The 16168-nt window shown below is 42.5% G+C and carries 11 protein-coding genes; 5 read left to right on the forward strand and 6 right to left on the reverse strand.

From position 1 onward, the window contains the following. Positions 1–32 precede the first annotated feature (32 nt). Positions 33–2669: a DNA topoisomerase (ATP-hydrolyzing) subunit A gene (gene gyrA / locus QV280_RS06905; RefSeq protein ID WP_152819851.1), complete on the reverse strand. Its 2637-nt coding sequence runs from the start codon at positions 2667–2669 to the stop codon at positions 33–35. A gap of 285 nt (positions 2670–2954) precedes the next feature. Here gyrA and ubiG point away from each other — a divergent pair, with 285 nt between their 5' ends. From ubiG to yfaE, 4 genes are all read left to right on the forward strand, one after another. Next, the gene (gene ubiG / locus QV280_RS06910; RefSeq protein ID WP_152819850.1) at positions 2955–3662 is read left to right on the forward strand and encodes a bifunctional 2-polyprenyl-6-hydroxyphenol methylase/3-demethylubiquinol 3-O-methyltransferase UbiG; all 708 of its coding nucleotides are present in this window, start codon (positions 2955–2957) and stop codon (positions 3660–3662) included. A gap of 522 nt (positions 3663–4184) precedes the next feature. Further along, positions 4185–6467, forward strand: a complete 2283-nt coding sequence (gene nrdA / locus QV280_RS06915) for a class 1a ribonucleoside-diphosphate reductase subunit alpha (protein ID WP_152819849.1) — start codon at positions 4185–4187, stop codon at positions 6465–6467. Positions 6468–6536: 69 nt separating this feature from the next. Then, entirely contained in the window at positions 6537–7670 is a 1134-nt protein-coding gene (gene nrdB, locus QV280_RS06920; protein WP_152819848.1) for a class Ia ribonucleoside-diphosphate reductase subunit beta, read from the forward strand. A 26-nt stretch (positions 7671–7696) separates the two neighbouring features. Beyond that, positions 7697–7978: a class I ribonucleotide reductase maintenance protein YfaE gene (yfaE, locus tag QV280_RS06925; RefSeq protein WP_152819847.1), complete on the forward strand. Its 282-nt coding sequence runs from the start codon at positions 7697–7699 to the stop codon at positions 7976–7978. 103 nt (positions 7979–8081) lie between these two features. Here the strand turns inward: yfaE and QV280_RS06930 are convergent, their stop codons facing one another. Together QV280_RS06930 and QV280_RS06935 are read right to left on the reverse strand one after the other, a co-directional pair. Continuing rightward, on the reverse strand, positions 8082–8414 hold the full coding sequence (locus tag QV280_RS06930) for a hypothetical protein (protein ID WP_152819846.1): 333 nt from the start codon (positions 8412–8414) through the stop codon (positions 8082–8084). Between the two features lie 217 nt (positions 8415–8631). Continuing rightward, the gene (locus QV280_RS06935) at positions 8632–9900 is read right to left on the reverse strand and encodes a molybdopterin-binding protein (RefSeq protein ID WP_152819845.1); all 1269 of its coding nucleotides are present in this window, start codon (positions 9898–9900) and stop codon (positions 8632–8634) included. A gap of 189 nt (positions 9901–10089) precedes the next feature. Between QV280_RS06935 and QV280_RS06940 the strand changes: the two genes are divergently transcribed. Next, the gene (locus QV280_RS06940) at positions 10090–10980 is read left to right on the forward strand and encodes a DUF3943 domain-containing protein (RefSeq protein ID WP_367869532.1); all 891 of its coding nucleotides are present in this window, start codon (positions 10090–10092) and stop codon (positions 10978–10980) included. A 315-nt stretch (positions 10981–11295) separates the two neighbouring features. On the opposite strand, the gene QV280_RS06945 is transcribed toward QV280_RS06940, so the two are convergent. The 3 genes from QV280_RS06945 to nhaA form a co-directional block, all read right to left on the reverse strand. After that, positions 11296–13584, reverse strand: a complete 2289-nt coding sequence (locus QV280_RS06945; protein ID WP_152819844.1) for an acyl-CoA dehydrogenase — start codon at positions 13582–13584, stop codon at positions 11296–11298. A gap of 60 nt (positions 13585–13644) precedes the next feature. Further along, positions 13645–14298: a TetR/AcrR family transcriptional regulator gene (locus QV280_RS06950; protein WP_152819843.1), complete on the reverse strand. Its 654-nt coding sequence runs from the start codon at positions 14296–14298 to the stop codon at positions 13645–13647. 490 nt (positions 14299–14788) lie between these two features. Then, positions 14789–15967: a Na+/H+ antiporter NhaA gene (nhaA, locus tag QV280_RS06955; RefSeq protein WP_152819842.1), complete on the reverse strand. Its 1179-nt coding sequence runs from the start codon at positions 15965–15967 to the stop codon at positions 14789–14791. Positions 15968–16168 lie beyond the last annotated feature (201 nt).

The raw sequence follows: 16168 nt of genomic DNA on the forward strand, positions 1-16168 counted from the left end.
ACTAAGCTATTCTAAGAAGCTTGTGATTACTCTTACTCTGCGTCAGATTCATCCGCATCAGTAGAAGCTTCAGGTGCTTGAGGCGCTTCAGAAGTATCCGTTGCTGCGTCTTCGCCCTCTGCTACTTCTTCAATTTCGCTCTCTTCGATTTCATCGATGCGTTGTAGCGCAACTACGTTCTCACCTTCAACGGTACGAATCAGAGTCACACCTTGGGTGTTACGACCCACTTGGCTCACTTCTGATACGCGACTGCGCACTAGCGTACCGCCATCAGTGATCACCATGAACTCATCACCGTCTTCTGTTTGTACTGCGCCAACGACGCTACCATTACGATCAGAGACCTTAATAGAGACAACGCCCTGTGTAGCACGGCTCTTCGCTGGGTACTCAGACAAAATCGTACGTTTACCGTAACCATTTTCAGTAATGGTTAAGATATCACCGTCATTTTGCGGAACAATCAGTGATACTACTTGGTCTTCGTTAAGTAACTTAATACCACGAACACCCGCAGCTGTACGACCCATACCACGAACTTGCCCTTCGTTGAATCGAACCACTTTACCGGCTTTAGAGAACAGCATGATATCGCTGTCACCGTCAGTAATATCAACGCCAATCAATGAATCTTCATCACGCAAGTTAACCGCAATCAAACCATTACTACGTACGTTCGAGAACTGGTCCAGAGACGTTTTCTTAACCGTACCATCTGCGGTTGCCATGAAGATAAATTTATCTTCACTAAACTCAGAAACAGGTAGGATTGCTGTAATACGCTCGCCATCTTCAAGAGGAAGAATGTTAATAATTGGTTTACCACGAGCTGTACGGCTCGCCAATGGCAATTGGTACACTTTCAAGCGGTAAGTTTTACCACGAGTAGAGAAACACAAGATATTGTCATGCGTGTTCGCAACCAATAGACGATCGATGTAATCTTCATCTTTCATCTTAGTGGCGCTCTTACCACGGCCACCACGACGTTGCGCTTCATAATCACTTAGGATTTGGTACTTAACATAGCCTTCGTGAGAAAGTGTAACGACGACGTCTTCTTGAGCAATCAGCTCTTCCATATCGATATCGTGAATAGCCGCTGTAATTTCAGTGCGACGTTCATCACCATAACCTTCACGGATAGCGTGTAGCTCTTCAACGATCACTTCCATCAAGCGCTCAGTGCTTGCAAGGATGTGCATCAACTCTGCGATTTCATCTAACAGAGCCTTGTATTCATCAAGGATTTTTTCGTGTTCTAGACCGGTCAATTTTTGTAGACGAAGATCTAGAATCGCTTGTGCTTGTTGTTCAGTTAGGTGGTATTGGCCATCACGAATACCAAACTGCTCTTCTAACCACTCTGGACGTGCTGCATCAGTACCAGCGCGCTCAAGCATAGTTGCTACCAGACCTAAGTCCCAACCACGAGCCACTAAGCCTGCTTTTGCTTCAGCTGGTGTTGCTGCACGGCGAATCAATTCGATGATTTCATCGATGTTAGCCAGTGCCAGTGCCAAACCTTCAAGGATATGAGCACGGTCACGCGCTTTGCGCAGTTCAAAAATAGTACGGCGAGTAACCACTTCACGGCGGTGATCAACAAACGCTTTCAACATTTCTTTTAGGTTGAAGTGTTTAGGCTGGCCTTTATCAAGGGCAACCATGTTGATGCCAAAAGTCGTTTGTAGCTGTGTATGAGCGTAAAGGTTATTAAGTACCACCTCACCTACTGCATCACGCTTACATTCAATCACGATACGCATGCCGTCTTTATCCGACTCATCACGTAGCGCACTGATGCCTTCTACTTTTTTGTCTTTTACTAGCTCGGCGATTTTTTCAATCAAACGAGCTTTGTTAACCTGATACGGGATCTCGGTAACAATGATGGTTTCTTTGCCTTTGCTATCCGCTTCAATATTAGCTTTAGCACGCATGTAAACCTTACCACGACCCGTATTGTACGCATCAATGATGCCTTTACGGCCACTAATGGTTGCCGCTGTCGGGAAGTCAGGTCCTGGAATGAAATCCATCAACTGTTCAATGGTAATGTCTTCATTTTTAATGAAGGCCAAACAACCATCGATAACCTCTGTTAGGTTATGCGGTGGAATATTGGTTGCCATACCTACGGCAATACCTGATGAACCGTTCACTAATAAGTTAGGTACACGTGTCGGTAATACCGCTGGAATTTGTTCAGTGCCATCATAGTTAGGCACGTAATCCACTGTCTCTTTCTCAAGGTCAGCTAGCAACTCATGAGCAATTTTCGACATACGTACTTCGGTGTAACGCATTGCCGCAGCAGAGTCACCATCGATAGAACCAAAGTTGCCTTGGCCATCAGCTAACATGTAACGCAATGCAAAAGGCTGCGCCATACGAACAATAGTGTCGTATACAGCACTGTCACCGTGTGGGTGATATTTACCAATTACATCACCAACGACACGCGCTGATTTTTTGTAAGGTTTGTTCCAATCATTGCCCAATACATTCATCGCAAATAAAACGCGTCGGTGTACCGGTTTCAAACCATCGCGAACATCTGGCAATGCTCGACCTACGATGACGGACATTGCATAGTCAAGGTACGAGCCTCTCAGCTCGTCTTCAATATTTACCGGTGTGATCTCTTTCGCTAGATCGCTCATAGAGCCATTATCCCTCTATTGTTAGATCGTCTTTTCGATTCCTAATAAGAACAAAAAATATAACACAATTTTCGCAGTTTCTGCATTACTTTCATTATCTGTTACCCCCGATGTGATATACGTTAGCAACTAGATGCGCATAATTTACACTATTCGTAAATTATGGCTTAAAAAACAGTCAGTTCTTCAGTGAGACAACTACAGACATCTCATCACGACAAAGGCAAATGCATTCCCTGTTTAGATAGGGTTATAATAAGAAAAATTTTAAAAAGCGTAGTGAATATGGAACAAGGAAAAAATGTCGATCCTGCAGAAATTAAAAAATTTGCCGACATGGCAAGTCGATGGTGGGACAAGGAAGGTGAATTTAAGCCACTTCATCAAATCAATCCACTGCGTTTGCGCTATGTGCAAGACTGCGTTGGCGGACTGTTTGGTAAAAAAGTGTTAGACGTTGGCTGCGGTGGCGGTATTTTAGCCGAGAGCATGGCATTGGAAGGCGCAAAGGTTACTGGTCTGGATATGGGACGTGAACCGTTAGAGGTCGCACGTCTGCATGCGCTAGAGACGGGTGCTAAGTTAGACTACATCCGCACAACCGTGGAAGAGCATGCAGCAAACTGCCCTGAACAATATGACGTAGTCACCTGTATGGAAATGATTGAACACGTCCCTGACCCACAATCAGTGATTTCATCGTGCGCCAATTTGGTCAAGCCCGGAGGTTATGTACTGTTCTCCACCCTAAACCGTAATTTAAAATCGTATTTATTCGCAATTGTTGGTGCCGAGAAAGTTTTAAAGCTCTTACCACAAGGTACCCACGACTATAATAAGTTTCTCAAGCCATGTGAACTCATCAAAATGGTCGATAACACCCGTTTGCAGGAACAAGGTATTACTGGCCTTAGCTATAACCCACTCTTTGAGAGTTACTCTTTAGGCAAAAACGTGGATGTCAATTACATTGTGAACACTAAAAAGCTTTAAATTCCCTCTTTTTCACGTTGTGATACAACACAATATTACAATGCCTCGTAAACGCTGATAATTTATCCGCAACGAGGCATTTTTATTGGCGGCGAATTTAAATCCAGTGCACTGCAAATCACCGCACTATTTTGCTGTTTTATTGTCGCTTTTGTGCATTATTTCTCTACGCAAAACCGATCCATTTCTTTGATAAAGATCAAGTTAATTTTTTTTTGAAGTGTTCGATTTTAACCCAACAACGATGGCAAAAAAACGCTAAGCCAATTTCGCTTTAAACTCATCGGTAAGTAAACGCTAACCCATAAATTTTCATCCACTGTTTATCCACAGCGCTATTTATAACTCAAACTTGAAAAGTTCTCCCAAGCGCACTATCTTGTAAGTCGCCAAGGGGCAGACCCCTATATGTAGTGTTTCTACCTTACACGATAGGTAGACATGGATCACAAAGCCATCAATTATTTCAGTCAATGTTAAGAAGTGTGGCTTTCACCATTGATGTTATGGATATCAAACCGAATGAATCAAAAACTTACCGTCACCAAGCGTCATGGACGCAAAGAAACGATAGATCTAGAAAAGATCCATCGAGTGATCACTTGGGCAGCAGAAGGCTTAGATAATGTCTCTGTATCTCAAGTAGAACTTAAATCTCAAATTCAGTTCTATGACGGGATAACGACTTCAGATATCCATGAAACCATGATCAAAGCGGCCGCCGATCTTATCTCTGAAGAAACGCCTGATTATCAATATCTAGCCGCTCGTTTATCGGTATTCCACCTACGTAAAAAAGCCTACGGCCAATATGAGCCACCAACGCTATTTGACCATGTCACTAAAATGGTTGATGCGGGTAAATACGACAAGCATTTATTAGAAGATTACACTCGTGAAGAGTTAGAGGTGATGGACTCATTCATCGACCACAGACGTGACCTTAACTTTTCTTACGCTGCCGTTAAGCAGTTAGAAGGCAAATACTTTGTACAAAACCGCGTTTCTAAAGAAATTTATGAAAGTGCGCAGTTTTTATACATTTTGGTCTCCGCATGCCTATTTTCCAAATACCCAAGAGAGACCCGTTTAGACTACATTCGTCGTTTTTATGATGCGGTATCTCTATTTAAAATTTCACTACCAACACCAATTATGGCTGGCGTGCGTACCCCTACTCGTCAATTTAGCTCTTGTGTACTGATTGAATGTGGCGACAGCTTAGATTCAATTAACGCAACTGCAAGCTCGATTGTTCGCTACGTATCACAACGTGCTGGTATTGGTATCAATGCTGGACGCATCCGCGCTCTAGGCTCAGAAATCCGTAATGGTGAAGCCTTCCATACGGGTTGTATCCCGTTTTATAAATACTTCCAAACCGCAGTCAAATGTTGTTCACAAGGTGGCGTACGTGGCGGCGCAGCGACAGTCTTCTACCCACTATGGCACGGTGAAGTACAAAACCTGCTGGTATTAAAAAATAACCGTGGCGTTGAAGAAAACCGTGTTCGTCATATGGACTACGGCGTACAGCTAAACAAACTGATGTATTCTCGCCTTATTAGCGGCGGCAATATCACTCTATTCTCACCTTCTGATGTTCCTGGGCTATACGATGCCTTCTTTGAAGATCAAGATGAGTTTGAGCGTCTATATACCCAATACGAAAACGATCCAAGCATTAAGCAAGAACAAGTTAAAGCGGTTGAGCTATTTAGCATCTTGATGCAAGAGCGCGCTTCAACAGGCCGTATCTATATTCAAAACGTCGACCACTGTAATACGCACAGTCCGTTTGATTCTAAGGTTGCGCCTGTTCGTCAATCTAACTTATGTCTAGAGATTGCTCTGCCAACTAAACCTTTAACTAACGTTGAAGATGAAAATGGTGAGATTGCCCTTTGTACGCTATCAGCGTTTAACTTAGGCGCTATTGATAGCCTTGACGATCTTGCCGAGCTTTCTGATCTAGTGATTCGCGCACTGGATGCCCTGCTAGATTATCAAGATTACCCACTTCCTGCGGCGCGCATTTCTACCATGAACCGACGCACTTTAGGTGTCGGCGTAATTAACTACGCCTACTACTTAGCCAAAAATGGCGCTAAGTATTCTGATGGTTCAGGTAATGCCTTAACCCACAGAACCTTTGAAGCAATTCAGTACCACTTGCTAAAAGCCTCGGTTGATTTGGCTAAAGAGCAAGGCGCTTGCCCATCGTTCCATGAGACTACGTACTCAAAAGGTATTTTGCCTATTGATACTTATAAGAGCTCACTGGATCAAGTATGTGATGAACCACTGCACTACGATTGGGAAACTTTACGTCAAGAGATCAAACAACACGGTCTACGCAACTCAACCTTGACGGCGTTAATGCCTTCAGAGACCTCTTCGCAAATCTCGAACGCGACCAACGGTATTGAACCACCACGCGGTTATGTGTCGGTAAAAGCGTCAAAAGACGGCATCTTGAAGCAAGTTGTACCTGAATTTACCAAGTACAAAGACAACTACGAATTGCTATGGGATATTCCAAGCAACGACGGTTATCTAAATCTCGTTGGCATCATGCAGAAATTTGTCGACCAATCGATTTCAGCCAATACCAACTACGATCCAAACAATTACGACAGTGGTAAAGTGCCAATGAAGTTGCTACTTCGTGATCTGTTAAATGCCTACAAAATGGGCGTAAAAACACTCTACTATCACAACACGCGTGATGGTGCGAAAGACGACCAAAAAGATGTGGTTGTTGAGCAAGATGATGACTGCGCAGGCGGCGGTTGTAAGATTTAATTTTTAAGCTGAAGGGGCGAACATTCGCCCCTATTTTGCTGTTTAACTTATGGAATAATCGAGGCTAGTATGTCCTATAGTACCTTTACTCAAAACAAAAATGATCAGCTTAAAGAACCTATGTTTTTGGGCCAACCTGTCAACGTAGCGCGTTACGATCAACAAAAATTTGAGATTTTTGAAAAGCTGATTGAAAAGCAATTGAGCTTTTTCTGGCGTCCTGAAGAAGTGGACGTTTCTAGTGACCGTATCGACTACAACAAGTTACCCGACCATGAAAAACACATTTTCATCAGTAACTTAAAATACCAAACCCTACTCGATTCTATCCAAGGTCGTAGCCCAAACGTGGCATTACTACCGCTGGTTTCACTACCAGAAGTTGAAACTTGGATTGAAACTTGGTCATTCTCTGAGACAATTCACTCGCGCTCTTATACGCATATTATCCGTAATATCGTAAACGACCCATCAACGGTTTTTGATGATATCGTTGAAAACGAACATATTTTAAAACGTGCTAAAGACATTGCGCATTACTACGACGACTTAATTGAAGCGACCAACGATTACCATCGTTACGGCGAAGGTTCACACCAAATCAATGGTGAAGCCGTAGTTGTTGATCTGCACACGCTGAAAAAGAAATTATACCTTTGCTTAATGTCGGTAAACGCCCTAGAAGCGATTCGTTTCTACGTAAGCTTTGCCTGTTCATTTGCCTTTGCTGAGCGTGAACTGATGGAAGGTAACGCAAAAATCATCAAGCTGATTGCTCGTGATGAAGCGCTGCATTTATCAGGTACGCAACACATGGTGAATTTACTGCGCAACGGTCAAGACGACTTTAGCTTCATGCAAATTGCAGAAGAGTGCAGACAAGAGTGTTTTGATCTGTTTAAAGACGCAGCAGAGCAAGAAAAAGAATGGGCAGAATACCTATTTAAAGACGGCTCTATGATTGGTCTTAACAAAGACATCCTTTGCCAATACGTTGAGTACATTACCAATATCCGCATGCAAGCGGTTGGCCTAGACGTTGCTTATCCAGATGCAACCAACAACCCTATTCCATGGATCAACGCATGGTTATCGTCAGACAACGTGCAAGTTGCACCGCAAGAAGCTGAAATCAGCTCTTACCTTGTGGGACAAATTGATAACGAAGTGTCAGCCGACGACTTTGAGAATTTTGAGCTTTAGTAATTAAGGATACGACAGGCTGAGTAATGCATAAGGTTACGATTAATAAAGTCACTAAATTAGTTAACTCTAGAAACACTACCCTTCTAGAAGCGATGGAAACATCGGGCTTAAAGCCAGAGTTCAACTGCCGAGATGGGCACTGCGGTGCTTGTCGCTGTAAGTTGAGTTCCGGCGAGGTCGAGTATATCGGCTTTGCTATGGCGTATTTAAAAAGTGATGAAATACTACCTTGTATATGCAGAGCAAAGTCTGACGTGCAGCTAGAGGACGTCAATATCCATAATGAGATACTGTCAGCCTCATAGCACTACGCTAAATTACCAGCATTAAAAAACGCCCTTAATCACGATTAAGGGCGTTTTTTTGTTTTTGTTCTAAGAAAACCGTATTTGTTTCTAAAAGATTGGATTAGCCCGAAACTGGTACCCAAGTATACAAAGAATCGCTGCTCTCAAACTGATTGCGACTTTGACGCATCATCCAGTGATGATGACCTAAGATGTGCTCAGCATCCGATTCACATACGTTTTTAAGTCCAATTAGGTGACCATCATCATCAAACAACTTAAGTTGGTAATTCGCATTTTCAACCCTTTCATCATTGGCTTTAGTGCGATTATGAACAGAGACACCTCGCCACATAGCCAGCAGCGTAATCAGATCGATATTCTCGACTTCTCCGAGCGACACCTGATCAATACCCACTGTATACCAAACCTCAATTCTAGATTGATTATGCATAACTCTCCTCCCTGACAGTGCATATGGCCGTGCTTATAAAAAGCGAACCATCATTATAAACTTAGTTGCACCTACAAAAAGTAGTGGAATATTCTAAAGTTAAAAATCACAATAATCACGTTTAAAATCAGTAACTTAACCCTTAGAACAAAACGCTATATCACAATTGAATGTTCAGGTTACCAAATTTGAAACAATCAGTGCAGTGCGACGAGTATCACAGTTTTTTTATACTGGACGCGACTCTGGTCACACTGCCATAGTCAGCAAATAACTCTTGGTTGTCTAAGTTACGGCGTAGCATATCGATAGCGATAGCAGAAATCACTATGCTTCTAGCCTTGTAACTGTAATCTCTTTTAAATTCAATTATTTGAGACGATATATTACGCTGATCGGCAAGAGCAATCTGTACCCCACCACTGTGCGTATCCAAAATAATAATTCCGTTACTGTTTGATCTTTCGAGGGAATATAAACCGTATCTTTGTTCAAACATTAAGTGTTCGTCTTCGCCGACAGGTTTTAGTGCTTTGTGCGCGACATTGATTGAATTAACGGTTACCTGTTGTGAAATTGCCTGCTCCGCTAACCATTGATGCAGATACCCTTGGGTCGAATGATCAAAAATATTGAGATTAAGCTGTTGCTCTTTCAGCAGCGCCATGGTTCTGTCGCGAACGTCCATATTGATAGAAATAGTATTGGCTTGTAGCTCTTGCTCTACATTGGCTAAAAACTGACTGACTTGTTGATTGAGATCGGAGTAAAACACCTTAACTTCAATAAAAGGCAGCGCCGAACGATAGCCTAATGTCACCCCTTGTGGGCATTCAAGCGGCTCAATTTGACTGGCAATACCCGATTCAGATAAACCAAAGGTGTGGATGCGGTGGATCTGTTTTTGTTCAACGCTATTAAATCGAGACTGCATATCAGTAACAATCTCTTGCTTAACCATAGATTTAAATTCGTGTGGCACGCCGGGAGTGAAGTAGCAAATAGCACCGTTGATCACACAACTAAATCCGCAAGCGGTTCCTCTAGGGTTGTCTAGAAGCGTACTGCCCGCAGGTAACATCGCCTGTTTGATGTTGGACTCTGGCATGGGTCTTTGCCACTGCGCAAACATCTGTTTGATTCTGACCACCCACTCTTCATACAAGACTAAATCCACGCCCGCACTCAGTGCGGCTGCTTCGGCTGTCATATCATCACTGGTTGGCCCTAATCCCCCATTAACAATCACTACGTCATGCTCTGCGGATAACTGAGATAAGCCGTTTGAGATCGCCTGTAACGAATCTCCCACTGTCGTTCGAGTGGTCATTTGAAAACCATTGTCGAATAAATATGAAGAAAGCCAACTGGCGTTAGTATCCACAATATCACCAAACAACACTTCCTCTCCCGTGCTTAGCATGGCGATACGCGGCGTTGTTGGTTGAATGATTGCTTGTGATTGGTGGTCTTTAGTTGTGTTCATACTACTTTCTTTTCACTCAGCTTATGTCTACGTCACATCTGTACAAGTTACATGCATGTTAATTGCAAGTGTATCCATACATGACGCAATGAATCAAAATGAAACTTAATGTTAAGTTATTGTTTTATTTAACCTAAAAATAAGAGATAATTGTGAAACAGATCGAATTTATTTGCATGGAGCCATTGGGTGCAACTTAAAAAGTTTGCTACATCATTACTAAGCATATTGAGTGGTGCGGCGTTTGCTGACTATGACACCAGTCGCCATATCGAACTCTCTTATGAATCAAGTTGTAATAATGCATACCAATATTGTATGAAGGAACATACAAAATATCATTCTATGTCATTGGATAATAATGAATTAGATCTGGATACTCAGGCTAATTCAACCCCTATGCACTATACCATATCTGATACAAGAGATTGGGATTACCTCGCAGAGCAAACCTATACCATCTTAGGTTTAAGCGTGGTGACGGTCGGTCTAATGACTTTTCTTCCTGAAAGCATTACTAAATGGGATGACGATGACAGAGATCTGGCTAAGTTAGGTGATAAATGGGTAGAGAATGTAAAGGCAGGCCCCGTTTGGGATCGCGATGAACATTTTTTAAATTACATTATGCATCCTTACTTTGGCGGCGTTTATTATACGGCGGCAAGGCATGCCGGATTTAATGAGTTTGAATCTTTCGCCTACTCTTTCACCATGTCGACGTTCTTTTGGGAGTATGGCGTTGAGGCATTTGCCGAAGTGCCTTCTTGGCAGGATCTGTTCGTCACTCCCGTTTTCGGTGCGGTGGTCGGTGAATTAATGCTACAAGGTGAGCAGAATATACTTGCCAGTGGCGGCAAAGTTTTAGGCTCTGAAACTATGGGCGGAATTTCGCTGTTCTTCTTAAATCCCGTTGGGAAAATCCACTATTGGATCACCGATGCATGGGGAGGTGACGCTCAAGCACAGTTTGTCACTAATCCTTGGTTTGGTTATCAAGACGCTGCGGTGTTTGCCCTTGACGCGGGCGCACCTTACGACCGACAATTTATCGGAATGCAGATGAAGCTGACCTTTTAAACTCTACTTGTTTAAAGCCTGATCGTTTACCCCCTACTTCATACCAATCGTACTAAATAACTGGTCATTATAGCTTGTTAAAATACTCGATAACGGCTTTAGAATTTTTGATTGTAGAATAACTACTTATCAAAAAATCCTGCCTTGTTCTTGAGCATTTTTCCTGCGCTATTTCTGATCACTTACTTAGTGTGATTGGTATCAGATATTGTTCGCTTTATATCAAACATTAAAAATCCCGTAACCTTAAGGTTTACGGGATTTATCTATTACGATGACAAGCATTATTACGTTATTACTGAAAGCAAGCCTGTATTACGCTGCATCATCATCAACAGAGCGAACACCTGCTGGTTTTTGTGTGCGCACTTCGTCAAAATCATGACTAAAGTGATCCACTTGTATTGCTCGATAACGCAATTTGTCTGCTTCTAGAACTTTATTCACTTCTTCTTGAGTCAAAATGCCTAACATCTTAGCTGTGCTGAGTTTTTCTTGCAGCGGCTGTTTTTTCTCAATGCGCTTATCTTTGATTGCTTGAGTGATCTTTTTCTCAATCGGCGCAACAGACAACATGGCGCTAAAGGCACGTTCCATAATTCCCACCGCATCGTCTTCTTTATTGCTGACATAACACAGTTTGGTCAAACGCTCACGATGCTCACCTTGCTCCATTAATAAACGCGCAACTTGTAAAGTGAGATCATCACTTGGCGGTGCAAAACGATTGCCTAATGGGAATATCAATCCCTTCATCACGTATTTTGCCCAACGCACAGGGAAGTTGTCATACGCTTCTTGCAAAGATTTTGCCCCCTGATACAAGCAATGCTCAACTGCATATCGTAAAAATGGCAGATCTTTCTCTTGCTCTCCTTCATCCTGATAACGTTTTAATGCCGCAGAGGCAAGATACAGATAACTTAATAAGTCACCCAAACGTGCTGAGATTAATTCTTTTCTCTTTAACTCACCGCCTAGGGTTAACATAGCAAAATCTGAACTCACTGCTAACGCGCGACTCAAACGAGTCATATCTTTGTAATACGACTTAGTTTTTCCGGCTACCGGTGATGAGATAAACGCCGACCCTGTCAACGCCGCACTAAACGCACCTAAACTATTTTTGGTCGCATGCCCAATATGTTTAAACAATAAAGTATCAAACTTAGCGGCTGCGTTTTCTACATCAGGGTCTGATGCCAGTTCCATCTCACTTAACACATAAGGATGACATCGTGTTGCACCTTGACCAAAAATCATCAAGTTTCGAGTCAATATATTGGCGCCCTCTACGGTAATCGCGACTGGAATACCGCTATAAGGATGCGATAAATAGTTCATTGGGCCTTGTTGTATTGCGCGACCGGAGTGAATATCCATGGAATCATTTAAAATAGTACGTCCCATTTCCGTCATATGATATTTGGCAATCGCCGTCACTATGCCCGGTTTTTCACCGCTATCTAACGCAGTAGTGGTCAGTGTACGACTTGCCTCTAGAAGATAAGCTAAGCCACCAATACGACCTAAACTTTCAGCAACCCCCTCAAAGCGTCCAATCGATAAACCAAATTGTTTACGTACTAGCGAATAAGCGCCAGTGGTTTTGGCGGTTAAATGCCCAATAGATGTGCCTAATGCAGGCAATGAGATTCCGCGACCAGCAGAAAGACACTCGACCAACATGCGCCATCCTTTACCCGCGTAGTCCGCACCACCAATTAACCAGTCCATAGGAATAAACACGTTCTCGCCACGTGTGGGCCCATTCATAAACGCCAAGCCTAAAGGATCGTGACGCTCACTATTCTCAACACCGGAATGAGAAGTAGGGATTAAAGCGCAAGTAATACCTAATTCAGTGCCTTTACCTAATAGGTTCTCAGGGTCATTGAGTTTAAATGCCAAACCCAATACGGTCGCTACAGGGGCTAAAGTAATATAACGCTTGTTCCAACTCAGATTTATCCCTAATACTTTTTGCCCGTCATGCTCACCATAACAAACCGTACCTGTATCTGGGATCGCTCCCGCATCAGAGCCTGCTTCTGGCCCGGTAAGAGCGAAACATGGAATATCAGTACCTACAGCAAGTCGCGGTAACCAATAATCTTTTTGTTCTTGCGTACCATAGTGAGACAGTAATTCACCTGGGCCTAAGGAGTTTGGCACCATCACAGTCACCGCAGCACTAATACTGCGAGAAGCAATTTTAGTCACCACAGTTGAATTGGCTAAAGAAGAAAATTCACGGCCACCATATTGTTTAGAGATCATCAAAGAGAAGAAACGTTCTTTTTTGAGGTACTCCCAAACTTCACTCGGTAAGTCTCTGTCCTTTTGCACAATTTGATAATCATCAATCATGTCCAACAGGGTCTCAACCTGATTATCAATAAAGCTCTGCTCTTCGGCCGTCAGGGTTGGTTTTGGATAAGCGTGCAATTTTTCCCAATCGGGCGCACCTGAAAACAAATCCCCTTCCCACCAGACACTGCCCGCTTCCATGGCTTCGCGTTCGGTGTCAGATAAAGGTGGTAATACCTTTTTAAACATTTTAAATGCAGGGTCACTTACCCATTTTCTTCTGTAAGAAGTCATATCCTTTCCCTTCTCTTAATAAGACTTATTAATCCCAATCCTAGTCATTAACCGAGCATGTTAACTGGTTACAGTATTAAGATTGCTATCGCTTGCACTCATCCCAGAGGCCAAAAACGGCACTATCTGTTCAACCATGGCTTCAATATCGGTATCAACATCAAACTCACTATTGGCAATGTCTAACAAGGCTTCACTGGAAGCCATCGTAAAGACGCAAGCACCTAACGTGAAATGCAATCGCCAAAATAACGTTTGCTGATCTAAATGTGGGTTTGCCTTACACACAGCATCACTGAATTTATCCAGTACATGCCCATAACGTGTGGTGATAAACCATCTAAGATGCCCTTGTACATCGCTATACCCGCGGCCAACTAGCAATAAAAAACGGCTAGCACCTTTATCAAACTCTTTATCGAGATTAATTAGCGGGGATTTAAGCGTGTAAAAAACATCGTACATAGACACATCATTACTTTGTTCTATACGCAACAATTCATGCTCTAACTGCGGCATAAACTCTTCCAGATATCGATTTAATACGGCTCGAATGAGGCTTTTCTTATCACCAAAATGATAATTCACTGAAGCAAGATTGACATTGGCTTGGCTAGTGATCGCGCGAAGAGAGGTATCTTTGAAGCCTTTCTGTGCAAACAAAGACTCTGCAACTTCAATAATCTTTTGTTTTGTCGCCAGTCCTGCGCCCATATCCAATCACCTGTATTAAACACTCGTTTGAATTTAACAATTAAATAACACAAGATCAACAATAAAATACAAACAGGTACGACCAGATCACTAAAGGAAATCTTAGAACGAAAAAGGGAAATAAATATCAAAAATTAAATTATTTAAAATCAGTCAGTTAACTAAATATCTCTATATCCTCGAAATAAAAATGGTTTTTTATTGAACTCTTTCTCAAACTTCCAGTCTTACTTATGTAAGCAACAAGTGAGATGAATTTACCTTGTAAACAATTTCAGTATTCATGTTGGTTACGTCCACTGTTATTTCTTTTTAACTCCTATGTTTGTATATGCCCAGTCCTTTTGATTGGGCTTTTTTTTACCTAAACAAATCGAATTCGTTGTTTTTAAACAATTGAGTCATACCACAACGCCAAAAATCAACGAGTTAAAACGAAAAAAGGAGAGCACATAGGCTCTCCTTCGTATCAATAAAATGTCAGTTTCGATTATTTAGCTTCTGCTTCAACCTGCGTGTTCGTTAGCGTTTTTTTTGGAAGCGAAATGCTCAACAAGACGTAACCAACAATTGCTGCAATAGATGATCCCATCAAGATCCCTAAGCGCGCGTGAGTGTTGAAATCAGCGTTTGCACCAGTAAATGCCAGTGATGCAATAAACATCGACATGGTAAAACCTATACCACACAGCACCGATACTGCAAAGATATGACGGAAATCAATCCCTGTCGGCAGTTTAGCAACGCCTGACTTCACCGCAAGCCAGCTGAAAGTGAAGATACCCAGTGGCTTACCTAGCAATAAACCTAATGCAATACCCATAGGTAATGTTGAACCTAGTGTAGATAATGAAATACCTTCTAAGGATACTCCGGCATTTGCAAAAGCAAAGATAGGTAAAATGAAGAACGCTGACCAAGGGTGTAGTGCATGTTCAAGGTGTTTCAAAGGAGAATGTTCGCCTTTCTTACCTTTCAATGGAATCGCAAAACCAATCACCACACCAGCTAACGTTGCATGTACACCAGATTTCAATACAGCAAACCATAAGATGGCACCGACTAGCGCATACCATTTCAGTGACGTCACTTTCTTGTGGTTGAGATAGAACAGCAAGCCAGTCATTGCAAAGCCAACCGCCAATGCCATAGTAGACAGATCGCTGCTGTAGAACAGCGCGATAATAACAACCACACCTAAGTCATCAATGATTGCCAGTGCCAATAGGAACACTTTTAGGCTAACAGGAACACGATTACCCAATAGCGCCATGATACCCAGAGCAAATGCGATATCTGTTGCAGCAGGGATTGCCCATCCAGAAAGAGCCGCAGGGTCGCCCATATTGAACAGAACATAAACTAGAGCAGGTGCAACCATACCACCAACCGCTGCAATCGCAGGGAAGATAGCCGTTTCACGAGATTTTAGCGCGCCTTCTAAAAGCTCACGCTTAACTTCCAAACCAATCAGTAGGAAGAACAACGCCATTAGGCCATCGTTAACCCAGTGGCTAACAGACATACCTAAAACATAAGACTGTAGAGCGCCTTGATAAGCTTCATTAAGAGGGCTATTCGCAACGACCATAGCTAATGCAGCAGCGATCACAAGAATCACCCCACCGGCCGACTCCATCTTAAAAAAATCTTTCAACATTTGACTCATATTATAACCTTTACACTTGTGATTAGACTCACACAACTAAGTGCGGCAAAGTCTATAGTGAACAACTACTATATAAAATTCGATTGTTCAGACCTTAAAGCTCGGAAATTCCGAAGTAAAATCGATGATGCTTATTATTACAGCAAAATAGGCGCATTGTGCGCTCAACATGTATCATTATGTGTATTACTACTAGTTTAG

It is taken from the genome of Vibrio sp. B1Z05 (assembly GCF_052955985.1).

What these genes read in the sequence shown, in the direction of transcription:
- gyrA (WP_152819851.1), bottom strand. Translation starts at nt 2,669, where the DNA reads ATGAGCGATCTAGCGAAAGAGATCACACCGGTAAATATTGAAGACGAG.
- nhaA (WP_152819842.1), bottom strand. Translation starts at nt 15,967, where the DNA reads ATGAGTCAAATGTTGAAAGATTTTTTTAAGATGGAGTCGGCCGGTGGG.
- nrdA (WP_152819849.1), top strand. Translation starts at nt 4,185, where the DNA reads ATGAATCAAAAACTTACCGTCACCAAGCGTCATGGACGCAAAGAAACG.
- QV280_RS06945 (WP_152819844.1), bottom strand. Translation starts at nt 13,584, where the DNA reads ATGACTTCTTACAGAAGAAAATGGGTAAGTGACCCTGCATTTAAAATG.
- nrdB (WP_152819848.1), top strand. Translation starts at nt 6,537, where the DNA reads ATGTCCTATAGTACCTTTACTCAAAACAAAAATGATCAGCTTAAAGAA.
- yfaE (WP_152819847.1), top strand. Translation starts at nt 7,697, where the DNA reads ATGCATAAGGTTACGATTAATAAAGTCACTAAATTAGTTAACTCTAGA.
- ubiG (WP_152819850.1), top strand. Translation starts at nt 2,955, where the DNA reads ATGGAACAAGGAAAAAATGTCGATCCTGCAGAAATTAAAAAATTTGCC.
- QV280_RS06935 (WP_152819845.1), bottom strand. Translation starts at nt 9,900, where the DNA reads ATGAACACAACTAAAGACCACCAATCACAAGCAATCATTCAACCAACA.
- QV280_RS06930 (WP_152819846.1), bottom strand. Translation starts at nt 8,414, where the DNA reads ATGCATAATCAATCTAGAATTGAGGTTTGGTATACAGTGGGTATTGAT.
- QV280_RS06950 (WP_152819843.1), bottom strand. Translation starts at nt 14,298, where the DNA reads ATGGGCGCAGGACTGGCGACAAAACAAAAGATTATTGAAGTTGCAGAG.